The sequence below is a fragment of the Streptomyces sp. NPDC037389 genome (genome assembly GCF_040636475.1).
In the GTDB taxonomy this organism is placed as follows: Bacteria; Actinomycetota; Actinomycetes; order Streptomycetales; family Streptomycetaceae; genus Streptomyces; species Streptomyces hesseae.
Map to the genome: position 1 here is coordinate 161,481 of NZ_JBEZUS010000004.1, position 26,539 is coordinate 188,019.

The following is a 26,539-nucleotide window of genomic DNA, read 5'->3' on the forward strand; positions in this document are numbered from 1 at the left end:
TGGCGCTCGGATACGCTAAAGGTGCACAAGCCTTTGACACACAGCGACCAGGGAGCAGCCGCAATGGCTCGACACCTCATCACCAGCGCCCTTCCGTACATCAACGGGATCAAGCACCTGGGCAACATGGTGGGGTCCATGCTCCCGGCCGATGTGTACGCGCGCTTCCTGCGGCAGACCGGCCGCGAGGCCCTGTACATCTGCGCCACCGACGAGCACGGCACGCCCGCCGAGCTGGCGGCCAAGGAGGCGGGGCTGCCCGTCGACACCTTCTGCGCCCAGCAGCACGACGCGCAGAAGGCGATCTACGACGGCTTCGGGCTGTCCTTCGACTACTTCGGCCGCAGCTCCTCGCCGCAGAACCGCGAGATCACCCAGCACTTCGCGCGCCGGCTCCAGGAGAACGGGTTCATCGAGGAGCGGTCGATCCGCCAGGTCTACTCCCTGACCGACGGCCGTTTCCTCCCCGACCGCTACATCGTCGGCACCTGCCCGCACTGCGGCTACGACAAGGCGCGCGGCGACCAGTGCGAGAACTGCACCCGTGTCCTCGACCCCACCGACCTGATCGACGCCCGCTCGGCCATCAGCGGCAGCAGCGACCTGGAGGTGCGCGAGACCAAGCACCTCTTCCTCCTCCAGTCGAAGCTCCAGGGCGAGGTCGAGGCCTGGATCGACGAGCACGGCAAGGACTGGCCGGTGCTGGCGTCCTCCATCGCCCGCAAGTGGCTGACCGAGGGCCTCAACGACCGCGCCATCACCCGTGACCTGGACTGGGGCGTCCCGGTCCCGGCGGACACCTGGCCCGAGCTGGCCGCCGAGGGCAAGGTCTTCTACGTCTGGTTCGACGCGCCCGTCGAGTACATCGGCGCCACCAAGGAGTGGGCGGAGGCGGACCCGGAGAACCGCGACTGGAAGTCCTGGTGGTACGAGGCCGAGGACGTCCGCTACACCCAGTTCATGGCGAAGGACAACGTCCCGTTCCACACGGTGATGTTCCCCGCCACCGAGCTGGGCACCCGTGAGCCCTGGAAGAAGGTCGACTACGTCAAGGCCTTCAACTGGCTGACGTACTACGGCGGCAAGTTCTCCACCTCCCAGAAGCGCGGCATCTTCACCGACGCCGCCCTTGAGGTGCTCCCCGCCGACTACTGGCGCTACTTCCTGATCGCGAACGCCCCGGAGTCCGACGACTCGTCCTTCACCTGGGAGCACTTCGCCGCGACGGTCAACAAGGACCTCGCCGACACCCTGGGCAACTTCGTCAACCGCGTCCTGTCCTTCTCCCGCAAGCGGTTCGGCGACGAGGTCCCGGCCGGCCTGGAGGAGGGCGAGGCCGAGGCGCAGCTGGGCCACCAGATCGCCGAGCTGCTCGCGGAGTACGAGCGGCACATGGAGGAGCTCCAGTTCCGCAAGGCCGCGCAGGCGCTGCGCGCCCTGTGGAGCGCGGGCAACTCCTACCTGGAGACCAAGGCCCCCTGGCTGGAGATCAAGACCAACCCCGAGGGCGCCGCGCTGACGCTGCGTACGGCGATGAACCTCATCCACCTGTACGCGATCGTCTCCGAGCCCTTCATCCCGGCCTCGGCGGCCGCCATGCGCTCGGCCTTCCGGCTGGACGGTGACAACGCCACCTGGGTCACGCAGGACGAGGCCCGCTCGCTGACCTTCGTCCCGGCGGGCACGCCGTTCACCGTGCCGCCGGTTCTCTTCGCGAAGATCACCGAGGACGACCTGGCGGCGTACCGCGAGCGCTTCGGCGGCGACGAGACCGCCGTCTGAGCCTGACGGACACCGGCTGACTCAAGGCCCGGAACCGCTCTCGCGGTCCCGGGCCTCCGTGCGCTATACGCGCGTTGATCGTTCGACAATCGTTCGTTCAGCCCGCTCCGGAAGGCTTCACCATGTGTTCGAGAAGTCCATCACCGTAAACGTTCATTCCGCCGACGAGGTCGGCCGGCACCGGATCGTCCGGCAGCTCCGGTCGCTTCCCGGTGTCGACGTCGTCAGCCAGACGCCGGCGGTCGACATCCTGCTGATGGGGCGGTACGACACCGACGCCCCGGAGAAGCTGCGCAGACTGGCCCGGGCCGGAGACGCGCCCCTGGTGGTGATCGCCGACGACCTCGGCGAGACGGAGCTGATGGCCGTGTCGGAGTACGGCGTGCGCTCCGTCCTGTGGGGGGAGCGGCTCACTCCGGGCCGGTTGTCGCGGGCGGTGCACCAGGCGGCGGGCTGCTGCCCGAGAGAGCCGATATCCGCCGCCCTGGTCTGACCCACCGCCGTGAGACAGCGAAACGCCGCAGGGCGGGCTCCCCGGGGAGCCCGCCCTGCGGCGTTCGCGGAAGCGGAAGGGTGTTACTTCACCTGGGTCTGCGGCTTGCGGATCGACAGGTGGAGCTCCTTCAGCCGGGACTCGTCGACCTCGCTCGGGGCGCCCATCAGGAGGTCCTGGGCGTTGCCGTTGAGCGGGAAGGCGATGGTCTCGCGGATGTTCGGCTCGTCGGCCAGCAGCATCACGATGCGGTCGATGCCCGGGGCGATGCCACCGTGCGGCGGGGCGCCGAACTTGAAGGCGCGCAGCATGCCGCCGAACTCCTGCTCGACCTCCTCGTTGCTGTAACCGGCGATCTCGAAGGCCTTGTACATGACCTCGGGCTCGTGGTTACGGATGGCACCGGAGGACAGCTCGGTGCCGTTGCAGACGATGTCGTACTGCCAGGCCAGGATGTCCAGCGGGTCCATGGTCTCCAGGGCCTCAAGGCCGCCCTGGGGCATGGAGAACGGGTTGTGGGAGAACTCGATCTTGCCGGTCTCCTCGTCCTTCTCGAACATCGGGAAGTCGACGATCCAGCAGAACCGGAAGACGTTCTCCTCGAACTGGCCGGCGCGCTTGGCGGCCTCGACGCGCACGGCGCCCATGATCTTGGAGACCTCGTCGAACTCGCCGGCGCCGAAGAAGACCGCGTGGCCCGGGGTGAGGCCGAGGCGCTCGACGAGGGCCTTGACGTTCTCCGCGGTGAGGAACTTGGCGATCGGGCCGGTGAGGACGTCGCCCTCGCCGACGCGGACCCAGGCCAGGCCCTTCGCGCCCTGCTCGACCGCGTAGTCGCCGAGGCCGTCGAAGAACTTGCGCGTCTGGTCCTGGACGTCCGGCACGGCCAGGGCACGGACGTGCTTGCCCGCGAAGGCCTTGAACTCCGAGCCCTCGAAGACGTCCGAGACGTCCACGAGCTCCAGCTTGGCGCGCAGGTCCGGCTTGTCGGAGCCGTACTTGAGCATCGCCTGGCGGAACGGGATGCGCGGGAAGGGGGAGGTGACGTGGCGGCCGTTGCCGAACTCCTCGAAGAGGTCGGTCATGACCTTCTCGATCACCTGGAAGACGTCCTCCTGCTCGACGAAGGACATCTCCATGTCGAGCTGGTAGAACTCGCCCGGCGAGCGGTCGGCGCGGGCGTCCTCGTCGCGGAAGCAGGGCGCGATCTGGAAGTAGCGGTCGAAGCCCGCGATCATCAGCAGCTGCTTGAACTGCTGGGGGGCCTGCGGCAGCGCGTAGAACTTGCCGGCGTGCAGCCGGGACGGCACCAGGAAGTCGCGCGCGCCCTCGGGGGAGGTGGCGGACAGGATCGGGGTGGCCATCTCGTTGAAGCCGAGGTTCGTCATCTTCTCGCGGATGGAGGAGATGACGGCGGAGCGCAGCATGATGTTGCTGTGCATGCGCTCGCGGCGCAGGTCGAGGAAGCGGTACTCCAGACGGCGCTCCTCGTTCACCCCGTCCTCGGCGTTGATGGTGAAGGGGATCTGCTCGGCGGCGCCGAGCACCTCGACGGCGGTGACCTCGACCTCGACCTCGCCGGTGGGCAGCTCGGGGTTGACGTTCTCCGCGCCACGGCTGGTGACCTTGCCGTCCACGCGGACGACGGTCTCCTTGGTGAGGTGGCTCAGGGCCTCGTTCGCCGGGGTGCCGGGGCGGGCCACCAGCTGGGTGATGCCGTGGTGGTCACGGAGATCGATGAAGAGGATGCCGCCCAGGTCGCGCCGATTGTGCAGCCAGCCACTCAGACGGACGTCGGTGTCGACGTCAGCCGCACGGAGCTCGCCGCAGTTGTGGGACCGGTACCGATGCATCGTTCATCCAAGTCGTGGTCGAGGGCGTTGGTCTAAGGTGCGCCGCACAGTGCATACAGCACCAAGCAAGGGTACTGCCCCACCCGGCATCGGTGGTCTCCCCTGTGCATACCTGCATAAGGTGGGGCAATGCGCACCGAGGACGTCCTGGCCACCGTGGCGACCGGTCTGTGGTGCTGGGACAACGCCGCCGGAGCCGTCACCCTCGACGCCGAGGCCAGGCGACTGCTGGCGCTGGCCGAGCACGCCCCGCTGACCGAGGGCGTCATCCGTGCCCGTTTCCACGCGGTCGACTGGCTGGAGTTCCGCAGCGTCCTCGCCCTCTCCGGGGCCGAGGGGTCCCTCGGCGAGCTGCGGATGCGCGTGGTGGACGACCGGGGCGAGACGCTCAGGACCGTACGGCTGCGCGCCAAGCCGGCCCGGGGCGGCAGCAGCGACTACCTGATGGTCGGCACCATCGAGGAGATCGCCGAGGCCATGGAGGGCACCTCGACCGCCCGGATGCCCATCGTCGCCGACTGGCACCGCAACCGCGAGGCGTTCCTGCTGGACGCGGGCCGGGCGCTGGCCGAGGCGCACTCGACGTCCGAGGTGCTGCGGGTGGCGGCCGGGCTGTCGATGCCGGGGTTCGAGCCGTCGGGGCTGGCGGTCTTCGTCGGCGAGGCCGGCCGGGTGCGGGTGATCGGCCACCACGGCTACGCGCCGGGCGAGGCGGACCCGTTCCTCGACCAGCCGCTGGACTCGGCCTACCCCGCCGCCGAGGTCATCCGCACCGGCCGCGCCGTCTATCTGCCCGCGCCCGACGACTACCGGCGGCGCTTCCCCGACGCCTACCGCAAGGTGGCCCACTTCGGCCGCACCTCCTGGGCCTTCCTCCCGCTGATCAACGCGGGCCGCACCATCGGCGCCTGGATGGCCGGCTTCGGCGTCCCCGTCGCCTTCACCCCCGACGAGCGCTCGGTGCTCACCACCGTCGCCCGGATGCTCGCCCAGGCGCTCGGCCGGGCCAGTGTCACGGAGTCCGAGCGCGAGCTCAGCGTGGGCCTCCAGCGCTCGATGCTGCCCACCGTCCAGCCCGACATCCCGGGCATGGCGGTGGCCGCCCGCTATGTGCCCACCGGCGGCGGGCTGGAGGTCGGCGGCGACTGGTACGACATGATCCCGCTGCCCAACGGCAAGATCGCCCTGGTCATCGGCGACGTCCAGGGCCATGACGTGAGGGCCGCCGGGCTCATGGGCCAGCTGCGGATCGCGCTGCGCGCGTACGCCTCCGAGGGCCACCACCCCGACGCGGTACTCTCCCGCGCCTCCCGCTTCCTGGCCGGCATCAACGGCACCGGCGACACGGGCGACGAGCAGCGCTTCGCCACCTGTCTCTACATCGAGGTGTGCCCCTCCAGCGGACTGCTGGTGATCGCGCGGGCCGGCCACCCCGACCCGGCGATCCGGCTCAGCGACGGCACCCTGCTGGTACGGCCCACGGCGGGCGGGCTGCCGCTGGGGATCATCCCCGACACGGACTACCCCACCACCCGGATCGTCCTGGAGCCCGGCGAGACGATGCTCGTCTTCACCGACGGCCTCATCGAGACCGGCGGCCACGACCTGGAGTCCGGCATGGCCCGGCTGCGTCAGACCGTCGAGGGCCACGCCCTGGACGCGGACGGCGATCTGGAGGAGCTCGCCGACGCGCTCGTCCAGGCCGTCCACGGGCCGCCCTCGCACTACACGACCGGGCCGCTCATCGACCGCCGCGAGGACGACATCGCCCTGCTGCTGCTCCGCCGCACGGTCCCGGCCGCCGTACTGGAGGGCGCGGCGCCGGGGGCGCTGCCGCATCCGCCGCGCCGCACGGTCATGACCATCGCCCAGGCCGAGCCCGAGCGGATCGCGCATGCCCGGCAGCAGATCCGCGAGCTCATGCACGACTGGCCGGACGAGGACCAGACGGACTCCGCCGTGCTGATGGTCTCCGAGATGGTGACGAACGTCCTGGTCCACACGGACGGCGACGCGCTGCTGATCGCCGAGATATCGGGCGAGCGCGGCACCCGCTGTGTCCGGGTCGACGTCGCGGACTCCAGCGACGAGCTGCCCCACCGCCGGCACCCCGGGGAGATGGCCTCCTCGGGCCGCGGCCTGGTGCTGATGGAGCTGCTGGCGGGGGCCTGGGGCGTCGACCCCCGGGGCGAGGGCAAGAACATCTGGTTCGAGCTGTACGAGGCCGCCGCCGGTGTGGAGGCGCAGTTCGAGGGCGTGACCTGAGCAGTTGGAAGCGGGAGGGCTTCAGAAGGTCGTCGTCCACCCCGCGCCCTGGACCTGTTCGCGGGTGTAGGCGACGCCGTGCGCCTTGAGCCCCGCCGGATCGATCAGGGTGACCGCTCCCCCCTCCGGGCCGAGCCGGAATCCGTTGCCTCCCGCGACGGTGACGGTCGTCCCGGAGGCGAGAGGTCCCGTGGGGAGCGGGCGGAGGTGTCCCCGTCCGTCGGCGAGCCGCCAGCCGCCCATGTCGACGGGGTCGGGGGAGGCGTTGAGCAGCGTGACGGACTCGGCGCCCTGCCCCAGGCGCGCCGGGCCGACGCGGGCGGCCACGATGCGCAAGGGGGCCTCGCGTTCCCCGACCGGGAACGGTGCGCCGCCCGCTGTTCGCAGGGTGTGCCCCGTGGTGTCGTCGGTGTGCCACGCCTGCGACTGGAAGGCCAGGAAGACCCCCACCCAGCGGTCCTCCGCGGTCACGTGGAACAGCAGCCCGCCGTCCTGCCACACGCCGTCGTCCGGGACGAACGGCTCGACGTTGCCCTGGTTCATATGGATGTCGTGGACACCGATGACGGCGGGGCCGCTCCCCGCGGACCGGAACCGGAAGACCCTGGCGAGGAGGGAGCGGTGGGGCCCGAAGCCCTGGCCGAAGGCGTAGACGGCCACGGTGGGGTCGGCGATGGCGCGCTCGGCGTAGTGGTCCAGGAAGTCGGAGAGGTCGTTGTCCACGCCGGGGCGGTCCGGCGGCAGCGGGCGCATCCGGGTGTGATCGAAGAGATTGCCGCGGATGAAGTCGAGGGCGCCCGAGCCCGCCTGCGAGGCGAGCGGGGTCCAGCCGCTGCCCGCCGGCGGCAGGAGCCGCGTCATCGGGTGACGGAAGTCGTCGTCCGCCAGGAACAGCAGCTCGGACGGGGCCACTTTGGACAGGACGTTCACGGGCACCTGGTAGGAGGCGCCGGCGTTGTCCTTGAGGAAGAGCTGGTAGTGCGGCGTCTGGGTGCCGCCCTCCCGACGTCGGTCGGTGGCACGGGCCGCCAGTACGCCATAAGGCCTGATCGGCATGGCCGGGCCTCCGTTTCTGAAGGATTCCGCTGGTAACACCCACCCCCATTTCCACCCTGCGCCCACCGGAACCCCGGCACCACTCGACTGGCGCCGGGACGTCACTCATGTCCAGAGTCTGGAACTTGATCACCGCTGCCGCGAGCCGCCTCTTCCCGCACGACAGACGTCACCCTCTCGGCAACCTTTTTAGCCAGTCGTTCGTTGTCGGCCACCTTGTCGCTGAGCGCAGCAGCCAGATCATCGGCGTTCGCGGACTTCAAAGCCAGCATCACGTCAGTCGCCGTCCACAAATAGCCGACCATGAATCCCAGTATCAGAAACAGGACCATAAGGCAGCCGGCCATGACTCTCGCCCCATCGCCGCCCCCGAGGCTTTTGCCCACCACGCCGACCAGTCGACCCGCCGGCGCACCCATACGACCAAATTCAACCAGCCCGATACCCACGAGTATTTTGGTGAGCCAGTCCGACACCTGCTCAAGATTCGTGTTGGGCAAATAATCGGACAGACGGCGCCCGGCACCGGCCTCTCGACCGGTTGCAGCACCACCCCCCTCCCGTCTGCGAGGGATCCCGAAGAGGAAACCGATGACGCCGCCCGCAGTGGCCGACGCAGCCGAGACGGCAAGGCCGATGCCGAATACTTGCCACTCAACAGAAGCGCTTTTGTGCAAGGTGCTGGAGTAAATCAGCAGACCGCCGATGCCGACCACCACTCCGATGACACCCAGGGCTATATAAATGCCCGTTGGTTGATCTTTAGCGGGGGTCGCACGCTGCCCGCGATCAGCAGGGGGGCCACCATCAGCCATGTCGAACCACCTCGCAGCGGGGCGACCGTCACCGGACATGGTCTCCGTGCCCACAGTCGCCCGGACGGGGGCAAGTCGCCAGTCGATCAAGGGGTCGAGCCCGCCCCTGACAGCCGAGTGGCGCCCTGCATCCCTCGGGGCGACGATGGGATTCAACTGTCTTCGACGACGGAGGAAAAGGGGGAAAGAAATGACAGCCTTTGATATCGGCTGGGACACCATAGCCGCCAACAGCTCGACCAATTGGTTTGTTCACGGCTGGAGCCAAAACGAATCAGTCAATTTCAGCATCGTCGTGTTCCCCGGGTCCGGCGAAGGCGTGCCCAACCCTCTGGCGCACGCAACCCTTACTCAGGGCGAAGCATTCCAGCACGTCGACGGAACGAGCGCATACAGGATCTACATCCAGAACAATGCACCCTTCAACTCCTGCAACGTTCACATACTCGCACAGTCCGAGTCACTGTGAAGGAAGAGAAGAGCAAGGAGGAATGGGCATGGCCACAGTCAGGGCGTCCATCGTGCACGACATTTCCGGGCGCGTCGTTTCGGTAGCCCGTCCCGCGAACGGCACCAAGGTCAAGGTCACAGTACTGAGTGGCCCCGGGCAGTCCGTCCTCGAAACGGATATCGAGGAAGACGACATCCGCGAACTGATAAACGGAAAGCTCAGGGTTGACACGGAGAAGAAAAACATCGTCTCCTACAACCAATAACGTGCGAGAGGGGATCGGCCGACCACAACGGATTGCGGCCGGCCGATCTCTTGCACGCGTCGTCGAGTGTCTTCGACAATCCCCTCAGGCGGTCGGGACGGTCCCCAGTCGTCCCGCCCGGAAGTCCTCGAAGGCCTGGGCGAGCTCGGCGTGGGTGTTCATCACGAACGGGCCGTAGTGGCGCATCGGCTCACGGATCGGCTGCCCGCCCAGCAGGACCACCTCGAAGTTCGGGCTGCGCGACTCCTGGCTCGCGTCCGCCCGGAGGGTGAGCGCGTCCCCGTCGCCGAAGACCACGGTCTGGCCCGTGCGGAACGGCCGTCCCTCCACGCCCGCGGTACCGCGGCCGGCGAGGCCGTAGGCCAGGGCGTTGAAGTCCGGGCGCCAGGGGAGGCTGAGTTCGGCGCCGGGGCTGAGGGAGATGTGGGTCATCGTGATGGGCGTGTGGGTGATCCCCGGCCCCCGGTGACCGCCGATCTCGCCCGCGATCACGCGGATCACCGCCCCGCCGTCGGCGGAGGTGAGCAGCGTGACCTTGCCGCCGCCGATGTCCTGATAGCGGGGCGGCATCATCTTGTCCTTCTTCGGCAGGTTCACCCACAGCTGGAGGCCGTGGAAGAGCCCGCCGCTGACGACCAGCGACTCCGGCGGCGCCTCGATGTGGAGCAGCCCCGACCCGGCGGTCATCCACTGGGTGTCGCCGTCGCTGATCGTTCCGCCACCCCCGTGGGAGTCACGGTGCACAAACGTTCCGTCGATCAGGTAGGTGACGGTCTCGAAGCCGCGGTGCGGGTGCCACGGGGTGCCCTTGGGCTCGCCCGGCGCGTACTCCACCTCGCCCATCTGGTCCATCATGATGAACGGGTCCAGGTAGCGGTAGTCGATCCCCGCGAAGGCCCGGCGGACGGGGAAGCCCTCCCCCTCGAAGCCGCCGGGGGCGGTGCCGACGTACAGCACCGGGCGCCGCGCCACATCCCCGGCGGGCGCCGGGACACGGGGCAGGGTCAGCGGGTTCTCTACGGTCACGGCGGGCATGGCGGCCTCCTCGGGTGGGGTGCGGTTCCAATTTAGTTGAATGGTGAACCACTGGCAAGGAGCGTTCATTCCCGGAAGAGGGACACTTGATCGATGCGCCCGACTCACGCCGCTCTCGTCACCGCCGCAGTGCTGGTCCTCGCCGCCCTGGGGCTCTTCGTGGCGTTCGGCGGCCCGGCCGCTGACGCGCCGCTGGCCACCGGCGACGCGACCGGGCACTACAGACAGTCCAAGGCGGCTGCCGACGAGGCGGCGAAGGCGCTGAAGGGCGTTCTGCGGATCCCCCGGCAGGCCGCGCCCGCCCCGCTGAACGCCCCGCCGCAGGCCGGCCCCGCCGAAGCCGCCCCGGAGTCCCCCGCGCAGCCGCCGGCCGCCGCGGAGGCGGGCCCCTCCTCCGCCGTGGGGCCGCTGTTCTACACCTCCGAGAGCGTCCCGGCCCACGGCTGCACCGCGAGCGTGGTGCACAGCCCGGCGGGCGACCTGGTCGTCACCGCCGCGCACTGCGTGTACATGGACGGCTTCCGCACCGACCTCGCCTTCGTCCCGGGCTACAAGGACGGCACGGCTCCCTACGGGGTGTGGGTGCCGACCTCCATCGACATCGACCCGGAGTGGGCGGCCGACCGGGACCCCGACCACGACATGGCGTTCCTGCGCGTCCGCCCGGCGGAGGGCGGCTCACCCCTCGAGCGGGTGACGGGGGCGGAGCGGGTGCGCTTCGACCCGCCGCGCGAGCGGCTCACCCAGGTGCTGGGCTACCCGAACGACGACGAGCGGCCCGTGTCCTGCCGGAACACGACGGAGGGCGAGGGCGACACCCAGCTGCGCTTCGACTGCGAGGGCCTGCCGAACGGCACGAGCGGCAGCCCGTTCCTCACGGACGTGGACCCGGGGACGGGGCTGGGGACGCTGGTCGGCGTCCTCGGCGGCAAGGACGAGGGCGGCGACGAGGAGACGTCGTACGCGTCGTACTTCGGGCCCGCCGCCAAGCGGCTGTACGAGCGCGCGACGCGTGCGTAGGGCCTCAGCCCTGCATGCCTCGGCCGTACGCGATGCCTCAGCCGTACATCCGCCGCATGGCGAAGTCGACCATCTGCTCCACCGACTTCGCGTCGAAGACCATGCGGTGGTCGCCCTCCATGTCGAGGACGAAGCCGTAGCCGGTCGGCAGCAGGTCCAGGACCTCGGCGCCGGTGATGACGAAGTACTTGGACTCCTTGCCCGCGTACCGCCGCAGCTCCTTCAGCGAGGTGAACATCGGGATCACCGGCTGCTGGGTGTTGTGCAGCGCCAGGAAGCCGGGGTTCTCGCCGCGCGGGCAGTAGACCTTGGAGTTCGAGAAGACCGTCTGGAAGTCCTCGGCGGACATCTGGCCCGTGGTGAAGGCCCGTACCGCGTCGGCGAGCGACGGGGGCGACGGCTCGGGGTACAGCGGCTGCTCGCCGTAGCCCCCGGGCTGCTGCGGGGGCGCGTAGCCCTGCTGTGCCGCGTTCTGGTCGTAGCCGTACATGGCTCCAAAGCCTAGAGGGTCGTACGGGTCACAGTTGGCCGATCAGGTCTTGCTTCTTATTACCGGTGGGTAGCATCATGCTGCTTACTGACCGGTACGCACAGAGGATCGCCCCTCCCGTCACCTACGGAGCCGTCTGTCATGGGCCACTACAAGTCGAATCTTCGCGACATCGAGTTCAACCTCTTCGAGGTCCTCGGCCGCGACAAGGCGTACGGCTCCGGCCCGTTCGCGGAGATGGACGTCGAGACCGCGAAGAGCGTCCTGTCGGAGATCACGCGGCTGTCGGAGAACGAGCTGGCCGAGTCCTTCGCGGACACCGACCGCAACCCTCCGGTCTTCGACCCGGAGACCAACACGGCCCCGATCCCGGCCTCTTTCAAGAAGAGCTACAAGGCGTTCATGGACGCCGAGTGGTGGCGTCTGGGCATCCAGGAGGAGATCGGCGGCACCACCGCGCCGCGCTCCCTGATCTGGGCGTACGCGGAGGCGATCCTCGGCTCCAACCCCGCCATCTGGATGTACTCCTCGGGCCCCGCGTTCGCGGGCATCCTCTTCGACGAGGGCACCGAGCAGCAGAAGCACATCGCGAAGATCGCGGTGGAGAAGCAGTGGGGCTCCACCATGGTCCTCACCGAGCCCGACGCCGGCTCGGACGTGGGCGCCGGCCGCACCAAGGCCGTCCAGCAGGAGGACGGCTCCTGGCACATCGAGGGCGTCAAGCGCTTCATCACCTCGGGTGAGCACGACATGGCGGAGAACATCCTCCACTACGTCCTCGCCCGCCCCGAGGGCGCCGGCCCCGGCACCAAGGGCCTCTCCCTCTTCCTCGTGCCGAAGTACGAGTTCGACTTCGAGACCGGCGAGCTGGGCGAGCGCAACGGCGTCTACGCCACCAACGTCGAGCACAAGATGGGCCTCAAGGCCTCCAACACCTGCGAGATGACCTTCGGCGACAAGCACCCCGCCAAGGGCTGGCTCATCGGTGACAAGCACGACGGCATCCGCCAGATGTTCATGATCATCGAGTTCGCCCGGATGATGGTCGGCACGAAGGCCATCGCCACCCTCTCCACCGGCTACCTCAACGCGCTGGAGTACGCCAAGGAGCGCGTGCAGGGCACGGACCTGGCGAACTTCATGGACAAGTCCGCGCCCAAGGTCACCATCACCCACCACCCCGACGTGCGCCGCTCGCTGATGACCCAGAAGGCGTACGCGGAGGGCATGCGCGCCCTCGTCCTCTACACCGCGACCGTCCAGGACGAGATCGCCGTCAAGGAGGCCGCCGGCGAGGACGCCAAGGCCCTCCACGGCCTGAACGACCTGCTGCTGCCCATCGTCAAGGGCTACGGCTCGGAGAAGTCCTACGAGCTGCTGTCCCACCAGTCGCTCCAGACCTTCGGCGGCTCCGGGTACCTCCAGGAGTACCCGATCGAGCAGTACATCCGGGACGCCAAGATCGACACCCTCTACGAGGGCACCACCGCCATCCAGGGCCAGGACTTCTTCTTCCGGAAGATCGTCCGCGACCAGGGCCAGGCGCTCACCATCCTCTCCGAGGAGATCAAGAAGTTCCTCGCCGAGGCCGCCGGCGGCGAGGAGCTCGCCGAGGCCCGCGAGAAGCTCGCCACGGCCGCGGTGGACCTGGAGGGCATCGTCGGCGCCATGCTGACCGACCTCGCCGCCACCGAGAAGGACGTCAAGTCCATCTACAAGGTGGGCCTGAACACCACCCGTCTGCTGATGGCCTCCGGTGACGTCGTCGTCGCCTACCTCCTCCTCAAGGGCGCGGTCGTGGCGGCCGAGAAGCTGCCGAACGCCTCGACCAAGGACAAGTCGTTCTACGAGGGCAAGATCGCCGCGGCGAAGTTCTTCGCCAACACGGTCCTGCCGGCCCTGGCCGTCGAGCGCACGCTCGCCGAGTCCGTCGACCAGTCCCTGATGGAGCTGGACGAGGCCGCCTTCTAGGACTCGTCCACGGCCCCGCGGACCGTTCCTCCCGCACCGTCAAAGGGCAAGTGCCGGGCACCCGAAAGGGCCGCCCGGCGCTTGCCCTGATCCTTATCCTGAGGCTTATGAGCTCTGCGCACCGCTTCGACCGCGGCCACACCGACGACCTGATGTCCTTCCTCGCGGCCAGCCCCTCGCCGTACCACGCGGTGGCCAACACCGCCGAGCGGCTGGAGAAGGCCGGTTTCCGCGAGGTCGTGGAGACCGACGCCTGGGACGGTCGCACCGGCGGCATGTACGTGCGCCGCGGCGGCGCCGTCATCGCCTGGTACGTGCCCGAAGGGGCCACCGCCGCCACCCCGTTCCGCGTCATCGGCGCGCACACCGACTCCCCCAATCTGCGGATCAAGCCGCTGCCCGACACGTCCTCGCACGGCTGGCGGCAGGTGGCCGTCGAGCTCTACGGCGGCACGCTGCTCAACACCTGGCTCGACCGCGACCTCGGCCTCTCCGGCCGTATTACTTTGCGGGATGGGGGCACCTCCCAGACGAAGTCCGGGGGAGGCAGCCACCGGCTCGTCAATGTCGACCGGCCGCTCATGCGCGTCCCGCAGCTCGCCATCCACCTCGACCGCGGGGTCAACCAGGACGGCCTCAAGCTCGACAAGCAGCGCCACATGACCCCCATCTGGGGCCTCGGCGAGGTGGGCCAGGGCGATCTGATCCGCTTCGTCGCCGAGGAGACCGGCGTCGCGGCCGATGAGATCGGCGGCTGGGACCTGATGCTGCACAGCGTCGAGGCGCCCGCCTACCTCGGCCGCGACAGCGAGCTGCTGGCCGGCCCGCGCATGGACAACCTGCTGTCCGTGCACGCCGGCATCGCCGCACTCGTCGCCGCGTCCTCCTCCGCGAGCCTGCCGTACATCCCCGTGCTGGCCGCCTTCGACCACGAGGAGAACGGCAGCCAGTCCGACACCGGCGCCGAGGGCCCGCTGCTCGGCAACGTCCTGGAGCGCTCGGTCTTCGCCCGCGGCGGTACGTTCGAGGACCGGGCCCGCGCCTTCGCCGGCACCGTCTGCCTGTCCTCCGACACCGGCCACGCCGTGCACCCCAACTACGCCGAGCGCCACGACCCGGGGCACCACCCGATGCCCAACGGCGGCCCGATCCTCAAGGTCAACGTCAACCAGCGCTACGCCACCGACGGCGCCGGACGGGCCGTCTTCGCCGCCGCCTGCGAGCGGGCCGGGGTGCCGTGGCAGCACTTCGTCTCCAACAACGCCGTGGCCTGCGGCACCACCATCGGCCCGATCACCGCGGCGCGGCACGGCATCTCCACGGTCGACATCGGTGTGGCGATTCTCTCGATGCACTCCGCCCGTGAGCTCTGCGGCGCCGAGGACCCCCATCTTCTCGCCGCCGCGCTGACCGCTTTCCTTGAAGGATGATCGCCAATTGATCGTTCTTGACTGATCGTTCTCGATGGCCGCTACCGAGGGCTGATATACAGCCTTCACACGTCATACGCCCGTCCCACCCCCCGGGGGAAGCACCATGACCACCCGCACCCTGCGGATCGCCGTCGCCGCGCTCACCGCCACGGCCGCCCTCACGCTCACCGCCTGTGGCGGCTCGGACGGCGAGGAGGGCAAGGCGGCCAAGGACGAGCAGGTCGCGGCCGACGCCGCCACCGGTGGGGACGACGAGGGCGGCGAGACCACCTCGGACGACGAGAACGGCCAGGAGCAGGACAAGGGCGACGCCTGCGGTCCCGGCACCGTGAAGATCGAGGCGAAGGCGGTGAAGTCGCCCGTCAACCACGTGCTGCTGGTGGCGACCAACACCTCCAAGTCGCCCTGCACCGCCTATGGCTTCCCGTTCCTGCGCTTCGACCAGGACCAGGCCACGGCCATCGCGGTCGAGGAGAGCAAGCCGAAGGGCAAGGTCACGATCGCCCCGGGCAAGTCGGCCTACGCGGGGGTGCTGGCCTCCGCCGCGGACGGCTCGGGCGGCACCGGCCGGGACGCCAAGCAGCTGTCGGTCACCTTCCAGACGCCGGGCGGTGACCCCCTCGCGGGTGACCCGTCCTCGGCGGCCGCGCCGGGCGGACCGCTGCACGTGGACGACTCGGCGCGCACGACGTACTGGGTCGACGCGGAGGACGCCGCCCTCAAGTGGTGATCCCGGTGTCCTCCGGCCGTCAGCAGTCAGTCGTCCGCCGGAGGACACGGGGCGCACACCTGGCCTCCGCTAAGCGTCCAGCCCCGCCAGCACCAGCGGCAGCCGGTCCGCGCCGCCGGCGACCACCCGCACGGGGACGCCCCAGTCCTGCTGGTGGACATGGCACGCCGGGTACTCGTTCGCCGGGTCGTCGTCACATGACGCCGCCATCGCCGAGACGTGGAGGACGCCCTCGGTCACCCCGTCCGCGAGCCGCAGCTCACGGCCGAGGTCCGTGCCCTTCCCGGCACCCTCCGCGAGGAGCTCCGGCGGGGTGGAGCTGACCAGCAGCCGCGTCGACGGCCCGTAGCGGGTGTCGAGCTTCTGCCCGGCGGGCGCCTGGAAGACCACGTCCAGCCGCAGCGTGCCCGGGGCGATCTCCGTGGCCTCGCGCCGGGTGCGGTGCGCTATGGACTCCACCCGCACCGCCTCCTCCGGCAGCCGCAGCCGCGTCAGCCGGTGCCGGGCGGACTCGACCACGACGATGTCCTCGCCGACGAGGACGGCGTCGGAAGGCTCCCGCAGATCCGTGGCCAGCGTCGACACCTCGCCCGTCGCCGGGTCGAAGCGGCGCAGCGCGTGGTTGTAGGTGTCGGAGACGGCCACCGAGCCGTCGGGCAGAGCGGTGACGCCGAGGGGGTGCTGGAGGAGGGCCTGGGCGGCGTCGCCGTCGCGGTGGCCGAAGTCGAAGAGGCCGGCGCCCACGGCGGTGCGCACCGTGCCCTCGCGGTCGATCCAGCGCAGCGCGGACGTCTCCGAGTCGGCGAGCCACAGCCGCTCGCCGTCGGCGGAGGTCGCGAGCCCGGACGGCTGGGCGAACCAGGCCTCGGCGGCGGGGCCGTCCACCAGGCCCTCGTTGGTCGTCCCGGCGGCGACCTCGACGGTGGCCGTCCCGGGGTCGTACGTCCACAGCTGGTGGACGCCCGCCATGGCGATCCAGACGCGGCCGCCGAACCAGGCGACGTCCCAGGGGGAGGAGAGGTCGACCTCGCGGGCCGGGCCGCTCGTGGGCGAGCCCTGCCACCACTGCTTCCCGGTGCCGGCGACGGTCGTCACGGTGCCGGTGGCCGGGTCGTAGGCGCGCAGCGCGTGGTTGACGGTGTCGGCGACGATCACCGTGCCGTCGGGGAGCAGGGCGAGGCCCTGGGGCTCGCTGAAGGCGGCGGTGCCGGCCGGGCCGTCGACGAGGCCGCGCTCGCCGGTGCCGATGCGGCGGACGACGGTCTCGCCGTCGGCGGCGAGCTCGACGAGCCGGTGGCGGGTGGAGTCGGAGACGAGGAAGCCGCCGTCCGGCAGCAGCAGCGCCTTGCCGGGGAAGCGCAGGTCGCCCGCGACGGGCTCGGGGGCGACGTAGGGGCCGTCGCCGCGGCGCAGGGTGCCCTTGGCGGCGTGGGCGGCCTCCAGCTCCTCGACCAGCTTGGCGAGAGCGTGGGCGTGGCCCTCGCCGGCGTGCTGGGCGACGACGTAGCCCTCGGGGTCGATGACGACGAGCGTGGGCCAGGCCCGGACGGCGTACTGCTTCCAGGTGGCGAGCTCGGGGTCGTCGAGGACGGGGTGGTGGACCCCGTAGCGCTCGACGGCGTCGACGACGGCCTGGTGCTCGGCCTCGTGGACGAACTTCGGCGAGTGGACGCCGATGATCACCACGGTGTCGCGGTGCTTCTCCTCGAGCTCGCGCAGCTCGTCCAGGACGTGGAGGCAGTTCACACAGCAGAACGTCCAAAAGTCGAGAATGACGATGCGACCCCGCAGATCGGCGAGGGTGAGGGCGTTGCCGCCCGTGTTCAGCCAGCCGCCCTTTCCGATGAGTTCGGGGGCGCGGACGCGTGCGTGGGAAGCCATGTGTCCATCCAACAACATCGGGCCGGAAAGATTTCCACAGGCACCATCGGAAAGTATTAACGTCCTATGAAGCCTGCGCAGCGCTATTCGGCTTCAGCGCATTCCCCAGGACGCGGTCCTTCAGCGCCGGGAATTCCTCACGGACCGTGTCGACCCGCTTCGGGTCCAGGTCGACGGTCAGCACCTCCTCGCCCGCGCCCGCCTCCGCCAGGACCTCGCCCCAGGGGCCGACGACGATGCTGTGGCCGGCCTGCTCGACGCCCGCGTGGGTGCCGGCCGTGCCGCAGGCGAGGACGTAGGACTGGTTCTCCACGGCCCGCGCGCGGGCGAGCAGGGTCCAGTGCTCGCGGCGGCGCTCCGGCCAGCCCGCCGGGACGACGAAGAGCCGCGAGCCCGCGTCGACCAGGGCCCGGAACAGCTCGGGGAAGCGCAGGTCGTAGCAGGTCGCCAGGCCCAGTGTGGCCTGCGGGTGGGGCACCGTGACAGGGTCGGTGCCCGCGCTCATCAGGATCGCCTCGCCCTTGTCGAAGCCGAAGCGGTGGATCTTCCGGTACGTGCGGGCGAGCGCGCCGTCGGGCGAGAAGACGAGGGAGGTGTTGAACAGGGCTCCGTCGGGGGCCCGTTCGACGATGGAGCCCGCGTGCAGCCAGACGCCCGCGTCCCGGGCGGCGGCCGCCATGGCCTCGGCCGTGGGGCCGTCGAGGGGCTCGGCCTCGGTGGTGAAGGACTCGAAGGCGAAGGCGCCGACGGGCCACAGCTCCGGGAGCACCACGAGATCGCTGTCGCCCAGCGAACGGACGAGTCCGGCGGCGCGCTCGCGGCGCGCGGCGACCGTTTCGAACGGATCGACTTCGAACTGGATCAGGGAAGCGCGCACAGTACCACCACTCTCCGCATGCGTCACACGAAACCTCTGCCGTGGCGACCGTCCGCAGCGTAACTTAACGAGTGAGAACCCCGACAGCCTTGCTCGCCCCGGACAGCCTTGCCCGCTCCGCAGCCCGCCGTCGCCCGTCACCCGCAGCCGCCGCCCAGCACCGCCGAGGGATCCGCCCGTGACAGTCCACCCCAGCCTTCAGCCCGCGATCGACGCCTGGACACAATCCATCGAATCCGTGCACGAGTTGGTCAAACCCCTGGCCGAGAGCGACTGGAACCGGGCCACCGAGTGTCCCGGCTGGTCCGTCCGGGACGTGGTCTCGCACATCATCGGCGTGGAGTGCGAAATGCTGGGCGAGCCACGGCCGATCCACACCCTCCCGCGCGATCTGCGGCACGTCACCGACGAGTTCTCGCGCTACATCGAGGTCCAGGTGGATGTGCGGCGCTGTCACACGGCGCCGGAGATGACCTCCGAGCTGGATTACACGATCATCCGGCGGTCACGGCAGCTGCGCAACGATCAACGCTCCCCGCAGGCGTCCGTCCGCTGGCCGCTGGGCGGCGGCAGCGAGCGGACGCTCGAACGGACGCTGGCCATGCGGGCCTTCGACGTCTGGGCCCATGAGCAGGACCTGCGCCGCGCCCTGGGCGTCCCCGGCAACCTCGACTCGCCCGCCGCCGTCATCGCCCGGGACATGCTGCTGGCGGCGCTGCCCCAGGTGGTGGCCCAGGACTCGGGGGCGCGGCCCGGTACGACGGTGGCCTTCGACGTGCACGGCCCGCTGGAGTTCCTGCGCACCGTACGGGTCGGCCCGCAGGGCAGGGGGACGATCGACGGCAGCGTCTCCCTGGGGCCCACGGCGACGCTGATCCTGGACTGGGAGACGTATGTGCGCCTCGCGTGCGGGCGCGTACGGGCGGAGTCGGTGGCCGACCGGGTCAAGACCGAAGGCGATCAGGAACTGGCGTGGTCGGTCCTCCGCGAGTTCGCGGTCACCCCCTGAACCCGTAAGGCCCCTCAGGCGCGCAGCCCGCCGCCCTTGTTGTCCCGCACCGGTACGTGCACGGTTGTCACGCGCGACGCCACGATCCGCTCCCGCTCGCGCCGCAGCGCCGGGCCGCGCAGCAGCAGGATCCGGGACAGCCCCAGCGCCTGAAGAACGAAGACGGAGCAGAAGGCGATCCGGTAGCTGCCGCCGGTGGCGTCCAGCAGGACACCGACGGCCAGCAGGGTCGTGATGGTGGCGAGGAAGCCGCCCATGTTGACGATGCCGGAGGCGGTGCCCTGGCGCTCGGGCGGGTTCGCGGGGCGGCCGAAGTCGAAGCCGATCATCGAGGCCGGGCCGCAGGCGCCGAGCACCACGCACAGGGTCACCAGCAGCCACAGCGGCGCGTGCGCCCCGGGCCAGCCGAGGACGGCCGCCCACAGCAGGGCCGTCGCCGTGAGCGTGCCGAGCGCGAGGGGCAGCCGGGCCTCGTTGTGGCGGGCGACGACCTGTCCGTAGACCAGGCCGACGCCCATGTTGGACAGGACCACGAGCGTCAGCAGGGTGCCCGCCGTTCCCCTGGCCAGCCCCTGGGCCTCCACCAGGAACGGCATGCCCCACAGCAGCAGGAAGACCATCGCGGGGAACTGGGTGGTGAAGTGCGTCCACAGGCCCAGCCGGGTGCCGGGCTCCCGCCACGCCCCCACGAGCTGCCCGCGCACCGCGCCCTTGCCGGGGCGGGGGCCGGGGGCGGGCTCGTACCCCTCGGGATGGTCCTTCAGGAAGAACAGGAGCAGGGCCAGCGCCACGAGACCGGCGGCCGCGCTGCCCGCGAAGGCCGGGGTCCAGCCGATGTCGTGGAGCAGCCGGGACAGGACGAGGGTCGAGACGAGATTGCCGCCCATCCCGATGAGCGCCGCGACCTGCGCGATCATCGGGCCCCGGCGGGCGGGGAACCAGCGGGCGCCCAGCCGCAGCACGCTGATGAAGGTCATGGCGTCGCCACAGCCCAGCAGGGCCCGGCAGGCGAGCGCCGCGCCGTAGGAGTGGGCGAAGGCGAAGCCGAACTGGCCGGTGGTGAAGAGCACCGCGCCCAGGGCGAGCACCTTCCTGGTGCCCATCCGGTCGACCATCAGGCCGACGGGTATCTGCATCCCCGCGTAGACGAGCAACTGGAGTATGGAGAACGCCGACAGCTCCGAGGCGCCGACGTGGAAGCGGTCGGCGGCGTCGATGCCGGCGACCCCGAGGCTGGTGCGGAAGATGATCGCGACGAAGTAGACCGTCACGCCGACGCCCCAGACGACCATGGCCCGGCGGCCACCGGGTGGGTCGCCGGGCAGTCCTGGGGCGGCGCCTCCGCCGGGGCTCACCGTGTCTCCCCGCGGGCCAGGTTGCGCACCCAGCTGACGTGCCGGTGGACGATGTCCGTCGCCGCCGTGGCGTCCCCGGAGCGCAGGGCCGTGAGGATCTCGGTGTGCTCGGCGATGTTCTTGGCGATCCGGTCGGGGTGGGCGTGCATCACGGCCACGCCCATCCGCAGCTGCCGGTCGCGCAGCTGTTCGTAGAGGTCCGAGAGGATGCGGTTCCCGGCGCTGCGCACGATCTCCGCGTGGAAGGCGCGGTCGCTGCGGGAGACGGCGTTCAGATCGTCCGCCGCGGCCTGCTCCCGCATGTCGTCCACCAGCTCCTCCAGCCGGGCGATCAGCCCCGGCGGGGCCGGTACGGCCTTGCCCACCGCGTGCTTCTCGACCAGCAGCCGGGTCTCCACCACATCCGCGATCTCCTGTGCGGACACGGCCAGCACGAGCGCCCCCTTCTTCGGGTAGAGCTTGAGCAGCCCCTCGCCCTCCAGTCGCAGCAGCGCCTCGCGCACCGGGGTCCGGGAGACCCCGACAGCCTGCGCCAGATCGCCTTCGGTGAGGAGCGTGCCGCCTTCGTAACGCCGTTGCAGTACGGCTTCCTTCACATGTGCGTAGACACGGTCCGCGGCGGCGGGACGTCTGCTCTGGACGGTGGGGGCGCTCGGCATGCGCACAGCATAGATACAACACAGATGCGTGATGAGGCCCTGTCCGCGATACGGACGATCGTCCGTCTAGGAGCCGGCTCCGGCGCGCCGGCGAAACGTCACCTCGGGACGCCCGCCCAGCCGTCCGCCGGAGTGATGAAGACGAAGCGCAGATCCGTGCGCTGTATCGGCAGCAGCACATGGCTGGTCACGCACACCTCGGCGTGCCCGTGGTACGGCAGGCGCAGCCGGAAGACATGGCCGTCGCGGTGCTCGACCACGTCGTACTCCTCGGCCCAGATACGGCGGCAGTCGGCGTCGGAGTCGAGGATCTCCTGGACGAGGGCGCGCAGTTCGGCGTTGCCGGGGTCGCTGTTGGCGGCGACGCGGAGCATGGCGAGGTAGACGCGGGCGCAGGCGTCCTCCCAGTCGAGCATCTGCTCGCGGGCCTCGGGTTCGAGGAGCGCCCAGCGCATCAGATTGGGGCGGGGGCGCAGGACCCAGGGGAACCACTCGCCCATGAGGGCGTTGGCGGCGACGACGTTCCAGGCGCCGTCGGAGAGGTAGGCGGGGTAGGTGACCTGCTGGTGGAGCAGGGCCTGGACGCCCCGGGGGAGGTCCGTGCGGTCGCGCCCGGCCTCGGGCGGGCGACGGCCGGAGACTGCCAGGAAGAGGGTGAGCGTCTCCGCCTCGCTGAGCCGGAGGGCTTCGGCGACCCTCAGCAGAAACCTTTCGGAGAAGTCCTGGCGACGGCCGGCCTCCAGCGCGCGGTACCAGCCCTCACTGACGCCGGTCATCCGCGCGACGTGCGCCTGCGAAAGCCGACGCCCCGGTCTGGGAAAAAGCCCGCGCAACTCGCGGACCGTCCGCGCGTCGACACGGCCCCGCCAGGCCCGGAGCAGACGGCTGATGGATTCACCGTCGTCCGCGCGATCCACCGCGGCCTTCAAAGCGGCCTCCAAATCCGACAGTGCAAGTGTCGGTCAATCTTAAGTAAATTGCCCAGCACGGGCCATTCCACCCTCTGTCAGGGTGATGCCCCGAGGCCGCTCCGCATGCGGACAGAGGGCCCGGACGCCATGCTCTCTCCTCACTGGAGGGGGGTGAGGAGCGAGTGTCCGGGCCCTCTGTCCTGTACGCGACATCTTGGCCATTGGTCCGTTTTCCGGACCGCCGAGGCGGTTTTATATGGCCTATGAATGCATCTCCGCGGGACCCCTATGCCCGTCCGGTCACGCCCAGGTGATCAGGCGCTTGGGGTCCTCCAGGACGGCGGCGACATCCGCGAGGAAGCGGGAGCCGAGCTCGCCGTCGACCAGGCGGTGGTCGAACGAGAGCGCCAGCGTGGTGACATGACGCGGCTTGACCTTGCCCTTGTGGACCCACGGCTGGAGCTTGATCGCGCCGAAGGCCAGGATCGCGGACTCGCCCGGGTTGAGGATGGGCGTACCGGTGTCGACGCCGAAGACGCCGACGTTGGTGATGGTGAGGGTGCCGCCGGCCATGTCCGCCGGGGATGTCTTCCCCTCGCGGGCGGTGGCCACGAGGTCGGACAGCGAACTCGAGAGCTCCGGAAGCGTCTTGTCCTGGGCGTCCTTGATGTTCGGCACGATCAGCCCGCGCGGCGTCGCCGCCGCGATGCCCAGGTTGACGTAGTGCTTGAGGACGATCTCCTGGTTCTCCTCGTCCCAGGCCGCGTTGACGTCCGGGTTGCGCTTGACCGCCACGAGCATGGCCTTGGCGACGAGCAGCAGCGGATTGACGCGCAGACCGGCCATGTCGGGGTCGGCCTTGAGCTTCTGGACGAGCTTCATCGTGCGGGTGACGTCGACGGTGACGAACTCCGTGACGTGCGGCGCGGTGAAGGCGCTGGCGACCATCGCCTGGGCGGTGGCCTTGCGGACGCCCTTGACGGGGATCCGTGTCTCGCGTGCCCCGCTCACGACGGGCACGGCGACGGGGGTGGCGGCGGGCGCCACGGCCTCGGCGGCCGGCTGTGCGACGGCCTGGGTCGCGGCGTGGACGTCCTCCCGGGTGACGACCCCACCGGGACCGGTCGGTACGACCGTGGTCAGGTCGACGCCGAGGTCCTTGGCGAGCTTGCGCACCGGAGGTTTGGCGAGCGGACGAGCACCAACGGGCGCTGCGGGCGCGACGGCCGCCGGAGCGGGCGCCGGAACCGGTGCGGCGGGAGCCGCCGGAGCGGTGCCCGCGTGCCCGTTGAGCTCGGCCTGGATCGCGGCGACCACGGCCGTGCGCGGCGCGGCCGGGCCGGTGCCCTCCGCCGGGACGCCGGCGTGCGGCCCGGCCGTGCCCGTAGCGGCGGCGACGGACGCCTTGCGCGGGCGGCGCTTGGTCGAGGACGGCGCGGCGCCGTAGCCGACCAGCACGGCCTGGCGGCCCTGCTGCTCCGGCTCGGGCTCCTCGGTGGCGGCCGGGGCCGCCGCCGGGGCCTCCTCCGCGGGCCCCGCGCCGGGCTGGGTGTCCACCGAGATGATCACCTGGCCGACGTCCACCGTCGTGCCCTCGCCGAAGCGCAGCTCGTGCACCACGCCGTCGAAGGGGATCGGCAGTTCCACGGCCGCCTTGGCGGTCTCGACCTCGCAGACCACCTGTCCGTCGGCGACCGTGTCGCCGACGTTCACGTACCACTTGAGGATCTCGGCCTCGGTCAGTCCCTCGCCGACGTCCGGCATCTTGAACTCACGGAAGCGCTGGGTGTTAGCGGTCATCGTCACGACTCTTCCTCGTCCCTAGTACGCCAGCGCGCGGTCGACGGAGTCGAGCACACGGTCCAGGCCCGGCAGGTACTCGTCCTCCAGCCGGGACGGCGGGTAGGGGGCGTGGTAGCCGCCGACCCGCAGGACGGGGGCCTCCAGGTGGTAGAAGCAGCGCTCGGTGATCCGGGCGGCGATCTCGGCGCCCGAGCCGAAGAAGACGGGCGCCTCGTGGACGACGACCAGCCGGCGGGTCTTCTCCACCGACCGCTGGATCGCGTCGAAGTCGATGGGCGAGATCGACCGCAGGTCCAGGACCTCCAGCGACTTGCCCTCCTCCGCGGCCGCCGCGGCGGCCTCCAGACAGGTCTTGACCATCGGGCCGTAGGCCACCAGCGTCAGGTCCGTGCCCTCGCGCACCGTGCGCGCGGCGTGCAGCGGGCCGGGGATCGCGGCCGTGTCGACCTCGGCGCGGTCGTGGTAGCGCCGCTTGGGCTCGAAGTAGATGACCGGGTCGTCGCTCTGGATGGCCTGCTGCATCATCCAGTAGGCGTCGGCGGAGTTCGACGGCGAGACGATCTTCAGACCGGCGACGTGCGCGAACAGCGACTCCGGCGACTCGCTGTGGTGCTCCACCGCGCCGATCGCACCGCCGTAGGGGATGCGGATGACGACGGGCAGCTTGACCTTGCCGAGCGCGCGGGCGTGCATCTTCGCCAGCTGCGTGACGATCTGGTCGTACGCCGGGAAGACGAAACCGTCGAACTGGATCTCCACGACCGGCCGGTAGCCGCGCAGCGCCATCCCGATCGCGGTGCCGACGATGCCGGACTCCGCCAGCGGGGTGTCGATGACGCGGTCCTCGCCGAAGTCCTTCTGGAGGCCGTCGGTGACCCGGAAGACGCCGCCGAGCTTGCCGACGTCCTCACCCATGATCAGGACCTTGGGGTCGGTCTCCAGGGCGGTCCGCAGGGAGGCGTTGATCGCCTTGGCGATCGTGAGCTTCTCGACGCTCATGGCTAGTTGGTCTCCTCTGCGAACGAAGCCTGGTACGCGGCGAACTGGGCGCGCTCCTCGTCGACCAGCGCGTGGCCGTCGGCGTAGGTGTGCTCGAACATCGCCATGTGGTCGGGGTCGGGCATGGCGCGCACGGTGTCGCGGACCCGCTTGGCGAGCGCGTCGCTCTCGCTCTCCAGCTCGGTGAAGAAGTCCTCGTCGGCGAGGCCTTCGCGCTCCAGGTGGGCGCGCAGGCGCAGGATCGGGTCCTTCGCCTCCCACAGCTCCCGCTCCTCGTCGCGGCGGTAGCGGGTGGGGTCGTCGGAGGTGGTGTGGGCGCCCATGCGGTAGGTGAACGCCTCGATCAGCATCGGGCCCTCGCCGGTGCGGGCGCGGTCCAGGGCGGCCTTGGTGACGGCCAGGACGGCCAGCACGTCGTTGCCGTCGACCCGGACGCCGGGGAAGCCGTAGCCCTGGGCACGCTGGTAGAGCGGGACGCGGGTCTGCTTCTCGGTGGGCTCGGAGATGGCCCACTGGTTGTTCTGGCAGAAGAAGACCACCGGCGCGTTGTAGACGGCGGCGAAGGTGAAGGCCTCGGCCACGTCGCCCTGGCTGGAGGCGCCGTCGCCGAAGTAGGCGATCACGGCGGAGTCCGCGCCGTCCTTGGCGATGCCCATCGCGTAGCCGGTGGCGTGGAGCGCCTGGGAGCCGATGACGATCGTGTAGAGGTGGAAGTTGTTCTCGTTGGGGTCCCAGCCGCCGTGGTTCACGCCGCGGAACATGCCCAGCAGGTTCGTGGGGTCGACCCCGCGGCACCAGGCGACGCCGTGCTCGCGGTAGGTCGGGAAGACGTAGTCGTCGTCGCGGGTGGCCCGGCCGGAGCCGATCTGCGCGGCTTCCTGGCCCAGCAGCGAGGCCCACAGGCCCAGTTCGCCCTGCCGCTGGAGAGTCGTCGCCTCGCCGTCGAAACGGCGGGTCAGCACCATGTCGCGGTACAGGCCACGCAGTTCCTCGGGCGACAGGTCGATGGAGTAGTCCGGGTGCTCGACCCGCTCGCCTTCCGGCGTCAGCAGCTGTACGAGCTCGGGCTCGCCGGTGGCCTTCTTGGCCCCGGCGCGCTTGACGCCGCTGCGTCGCGACTTGCGCGCGGCAGTGCTGTCCACGGTCACGTGTGCTCCTCCGTCTGTCCGGCCCCCGGGGTCGCCGGCGGCCAGAGGGGGTCTCCCCGCCGTGAGGCGGGAAGAGGCTCGCTCGATCCCCGACGGCACACGGGGTGGGTGTGCCGAGGCCGGAACCGGGCGTGACAGGTTGCCCCGGCGAATGGCCTGCAATAAGCACGTTACCCAGTACGAGGCATTCCTGCGAAACCCCGCCTGACCTGCGATTTTGCTTGGATTTCCAAGTAAA

23 protein-coding genes are annotated in these 26,539 nt (G+C 70.3%); 10 read left to right on the forward strand and 13 right to left on the reverse strand.

The genetic code is table 11. The annotated features are described in order from the left end of the window. Positions 1 to 63 precede the first annotated feature (63 nt). A complete protein-coding gene (gene metG, locus AB0E98_RS10365; protein ID WP_361700894.1) occupies positions 64 to 1,782 on the forward strand; it encodes a methionine--tRNA ligase in 1,719 nt (572 codons plus the stop codon). Between the two features lie 124 nt (positions 1,783 to 1,906). Beyond that, positions 1,907 to 2,275 (forward strand): DNA-binding response regulator, encoded by a 369-nt coding sequence (locus tag AB0E98_RS10370; protein ID WP_361700897.1) that lies wholly within the window; start codon positions 1,907 to 1,909, stop codon positions 2,273 to 2,275. Between the two features lie 83 nt (positions 2,276 to 2,358). Here the strand turns inward: AB0E98_RS10370 and aspS are convergent, their stop codons facing one another. Continuing rightward, the gene (gene aspS / locus AB0E98_RS10375; RefSeq protein ID WP_361700901.1) at positions 2,359 to 4,128 is read right to left on the reverse strand and encodes an aspartate--tRNA ligase; all 1,770 of its coding nucleotides are present in this window, start codon (positions 4,126 to 4,128) and stop codon (positions 2,359 to 2,361) included. 129 nt (positions 4,129 to 4,257) lie between these two features. On the opposite strand from aspS, the gene AB0E98_RS10380 reads away from it, so the two are divergent. Beyond that, positions 4,258 to 6,393, forward strand: coding sequence for a SpoIIE family protein phosphatase (locus AB0E98_RS10380; protein ID WP_361700904.1), 2,136 nt, complete (start codon positions 4,258 to 4,260; stop codon positions 6,391 to 6,393). Positions 6,394 to 6,414: 21 nt separating this feature from the next. Here the strand turns inward: AB0E98_RS10380 and AB0E98_RS10385 are convergent, their stop codons facing one another. Together AB0E98_RS10385 and AB0E98_RS10390 are read right to left on the reverse strand one after the other, a co-directional pair. Beyond that, positions 6,415 to 7,449 carry a DUF2278 family protein gene (locus tag AB0E98_RS10385; protein ID WP_361700907.1) on the reverse strand — a complete coding sequence of 345 codons (1,035 nt, stop codon included), beginning with the start codon at positions 7,447 to 7,449 and terminating at the stop codon, positions 6,415 to 6,417. A 101-nt stretch (positions 7,450 to 7,550) separates the two neighbouring features. Next, a complete protein-coding gene (locus tag AB0E98_RS10390) occupies positions 7,551 to 8,264 on the reverse strand; it encodes a hypothetical protein (RefSeq protein ID WP_361700910.1) in 714 nt (237 codons plus the stop codon). Positions 8,265 to 8,454: 190 nt separating this feature from the next. On the opposite strand from AB0E98_RS10390, the gene AB0E98_RS10395 reads away from it, so the two are divergent. Together AB0E98_RS10395 and AB0E98_RS10400 are read left to right on the forward strand one after the other, a co-directional pair. After that, positions 8,455 to 8,733: a hypothetical protein gene (locus AB0E98_RS10395; RefSeq protein WP_361700913.1), complete on the forward strand. Its 279-nt coding sequence runs from the start codon at positions 8,455 to 8,457 to the stop codon at positions 8,731 to 8,733. 28 nt (positions 8,734 to 8,761) lie between these two features. After that, a complete protein-coding gene (locus AB0E98_RS10400) occupies positions 8,762 to 8,980 on the forward strand; it encodes a hypothetical protein (RefSeq protein ID WP_361700916.1) in 219 nt (72 codons plus the stop codon). Between the two features lie 84 nt (positions 8,981 to 9,064). Here the strand turns inward: AB0E98_RS10400 and AB0E98_RS10405 are convergent, their stop codons facing one another. Continuing rightward, positions 9,065 to 10,015 carry a pirin family protein gene (locus tag AB0E98_RS10405; protein WP_361700919.1) on the reverse strand — a complete coding sequence of 317 codons (951 nt, stop codon included), beginning with the start codon at positions 10,013 to 10,015 and terminating at the stop codon, positions 9,065 to 9,067. A gap of 93 nt (positions 10,016 to 10,108) precedes the next feature. On the opposite strand from AB0E98_RS10405, the gene AB0E98_RS10410 reads away from it, so the two are divergent. Then, the gene (locus AB0E98_RS10410) at positions 10,109 to 11,035 is read left to right on the forward strand and encodes a trypsin-like peptidase domain-containing protein (RefSeq protein ID WP_361700921.1); all 927 of its coding nucleotides are present in this window, start codon (positions 10,109 to 10,111) and stop codon (positions 11,033 to 11,035) included. A 37-nt stretch (positions 11,036 to 11,072) separates the two neighbouring features. Here the strand turns inward: AB0E98_RS10410 and AB0E98_RS10415 are convergent, their stop codons facing one another. Further along, positions 11,073 to 11,525: an SseB family protein gene (locus AB0E98_RS10415; protein WP_126914970.1), complete on the reverse strand. Its 453-nt coding sequence runs from the start codon at positions 11,523 to 11,525 to the stop codon at positions 11,073 to 11,075. Positions 11,526 to 11,666: 141 nt separating this feature from the next. On the opposite strand from AB0E98_RS10415, the gene AB0E98_RS10420 reads away from it, so the two are divergent. The 3 genes from AB0E98_RS10420 to AB0E98_RS10430 all read left to right on the forward strand — a co-directional run bounded on the left by AB0E98_RS10420 (position 11,667) and on the right by AB0E98_RS10430 (position 15,659). After that, the gene (locus AB0E98_RS10420; protein ID WP_361700924.1) at positions 11,667 to 13,496 is read left to right on the forward strand and encodes an acyl-CoA dehydrogenase; all 1,830 of its coding nucleotides are present in this window, start codon (positions 11,667 to 11,669) and stop codon (positions 13,494 to 13,496) included. A 107-nt stretch (positions 13,497 to 13,603) separates the two neighbouring features. Then, entirely contained in the window at positions 13,604 to 14,926 is a 1,323-nt protein-coding gene (locus tag AB0E98_RS10425; RefSeq protein ID WP_361700927.1) for a M18 family aminopeptidase, read from the forward strand. Between the two features lie 106 nt (positions 14,927 to 15,032). Beyond that, complete coding sequence (locus AB0E98_RS10430; RefSeq protein WP_361700930.1) at positions 15,033 to 15,659, forward strand: DUF4232 domain-containing protein; 627 nt, start codon at positions 15,033 to 15,035, stop codon at positions 15,657 to 15,659. Between the two features lie 69 nt (positions 15,660 to 15,728). On the opposite strand, the gene AB0E98_RS10435 is transcribed toward AB0E98_RS10430, so the two are convergent. Then, a complete protein-coding gene (locus AB0E98_RS10435) occupies positions 15,729 to 17,540 on the reverse strand; it encodes an NHL domain-containing thioredoxin family protein (protein ID WP_361700932.1) in 1,812 nt (603 codons plus the stop codon). 64 nt (positions 17,541 to 17,604) lie between these two features. Beyond that, positions 17,605 to 18,417, reverse strand: a complete 813-nt coding sequence (locus AB0E98_RS10440; RefSeq protein WP_361700935.1) for a carbon-nitrogen family hydrolase — start codon at positions 18,415 to 18,417, stop codon at positions 17,605 to 17,607. A gap of 178 nt (positions 18,418 to 18,595) precedes the next feature. Between AB0E98_RS10440 and AB0E98_RS10445 the strand changes: the two genes are divergently transcribed. Continuing rightward, the gene (locus AB0E98_RS10445; protein WP_361700938.1) at positions 18,596 to 19,426 is read left to right on the forward strand and encodes a maleylpyruvate isomerase family mycothiol-dependent enzyme; all 831 of its coding nucleotides are present in this window, start codon (positions 18,596 to 18,598) and stop codon (positions 19,424 to 19,426) included. 14 nt (positions 19,427 to 19,440) lie between these two features. Here the strand turns inward: AB0E98_RS10445 and AB0E98_RS10450 are convergent, their stop codons facing one another. From AB0E98_RS10450 to pdhA, 6 genes are all read right to left on the reverse strand, one after another. Beyond that, positions 19,441 to 20,718, reverse strand: a complete 1,278-nt coding sequence (locus tag AB0E98_RS10450; RefSeq protein WP_361701513.1) for an MFS transporter — start codon at positions 20,716 to 20,718, stop codon at positions 19,441 to 19,443. A gap of 59 nt (positions 20,719 to 20,777) precedes the next feature. Then, positions 20,778 to 21,440, reverse strand: coding sequence for a GntR family transcriptional regulator (locus AB0E98_RS10455; protein ID WP_361700941.1), 663 nt, complete (start codon positions 21,438 to 21,440; stop codon positions 20,778 to 20,780). 98 nt (positions 21,441 to 21,538) lie between these two features. Then, complete coding sequence (locus tag AB0E98_RS10460; protein WP_361700944.1) at positions 21,539 to 22,357, reverse strand: helix-turn-helix transcriptional regulator; 819 nt, start codon at positions 22,355 to 22,357, stop codon at positions 21,539 to 21,541. Between the two features lie 294 nt (positions 22,358 to 22,651). After that, entirely contained in the window at positions 22,652 to 24,151 is a 1,500-nt protein-coding gene (locus tag AB0E98_RS10465; RefSeq protein WP_361701514.1) for a dihydrolipoamide acetyltransferase family protein, read from the reverse strand. A 21-nt stretch (positions 24,152 to 24,172) separates the two neighbouring features. Then, on the reverse strand, positions 24,173 to 25,153 hold the full coding sequence (locus AB0E98_RS10470) for an alpha-ketoacid dehydrogenase subunit beta (RefSeq protein WP_361700947.1): 981 nt from the start codon (positions 25,151 to 25,153) through the stop codon (positions 24,173 to 24,175). 2 nt (positions 25,154 to 25,155) lie between these two features. Continuing rightward, the gene (gene pdhA, locus AB0E98_RS10475; protein WP_361700950.1) at positions 25,156 to 26,301 is read right to left on the reverse strand and encodes a pyruvate dehydrogenase (acetyl-transferring) E1 component subunit alpha; all 1,146 of its coding nucleotides are present in this window, start codon (positions 26,299 to 26,301) and stop codon (positions 25,156 to 25,158) included. Positions 26,302 to 26,539 lie beyond the last annotated feature (238 nt).

Coding starts and splice junctions, on each gene's coding strand:
- AB0E98_RS10455 (WP_361700941.1), bottom strand. CDS start 21,440: ATGCCGAGCGCCCCCACCGTCCAGAGCAGACGTCCCGCCGCCGCGGAC.
- AB0E98_RS10450 (WP_361701513.1), bottom strand. CDS start 20,718: ATGGTCGTCTGGGGCGTCGGCGTGACGGTCTACTTCGTCGCGATCATC.
- AB0E98_RS10430 (WP_361700930.1), top strand. CDS start 15,033: ATGACCACCCGCACCCTGCGGATCGCCGTCGCCGCGCTCACCGCCACG.
- AB0E98_RS10400 (WP_361700916.1), top strand. CDS start 8,762: ATGGCCACAGTCAGGGCGTCCATCGTGCACGACATTTCCGGGCGCGTC.
- AB0E98_RS10410 (WP_361700921.1), top strand. CDS start 10,109: ATGCGCCCGACTCACGCCGCTCTCGTCACCGCCGCAGTGCTGGTCCTC.
- aspS (WP_361700901.1), bottom strand. CDS start 4,128: ATGCATCGGTACCGGTCCCACAACTGCGGCGAGCTCCGTGCGGCTGAC.
- AB0E98_RS10395 (WP_361700913.1), top strand. CDS start 8,455: ATGACAGCCTTTGATATCGGCTGGGACACCATAGCCGCCAACAGCTCG.
- AB0E98_RS10465 (WP_361701514.1), bottom strand. CDS start 24,151: ATGACCGCTAACACCCAGCGCTTCCGTGAGTTCAAGATGCCGGACGTC.
- AB0E98_RS10380 (WP_361700904.1), top strand. CDS start 4,258: ATGCGCACCGAGGACGTCCTGGCCACCGTGGCGACCGGTCTGTGGTGC.
- AB0E98_RS10385 (WP_361700907.1), bottom strand. CDS start 7,449: ATGCCGATCAGGCCTTATGGCGTACTGGCGGCCCGTGCCACCGACCGA.
- AB0E98_RS10425 (WP_361700927.1), top strand. CDS start 13,604: ATGAGCTCTGCGCACCGCTTCGACCGCGGCCACACCGACGACCTGATG.
- AB0E98_RS10470 (WP_361700947.1), bottom strand. CDS start 25,153: ATGAGCGTCGAGAAGCTCACGATCGCCAAGGCGATCAACGCCTCCCTG.
- metG (WP_361700894.1), top strand. CDS start 64: ATGGCTCGACACCTCATCACCAGCGCCCTTCCGTACATCAACGGGATC.
- AB0E98_RS10435 (WP_361700932.1), bottom strand. CDS start 17,540: ATGGCTTCCCACGCACGCGTCCGCGCCCCCGAACTCATCGGAAAGGGC.
- AB0E98_RS10415 (WP_126914970.1), bottom strand. CDS start 11,525: ATGTACGGCTACGACCAGAACGCGGCACAGCAGGGCTACGCGCCCCCG.
- AB0E98_RS10420 (WP_361700924.1), top strand. CDS start 11,667: ATGGGCCACTACAAGTCGAATCTTCGCGACATCGAGTTCAACCTCTTC.
- AB0E98_RS10390 (WP_361700910.1), bottom strand. CDS start 8,264: ATGGCTGATGGTGGCCCCCCTGCTGATCGCGGGCAGCGTGCGACCCCC.
- AB0E98_RS10405 (WP_361700919.1), bottom strand. CDS start 10,015: ATGCCCGCCGTGACCGTAGAGAACCCGCTGACCCTGCCCCGTGTCCCG.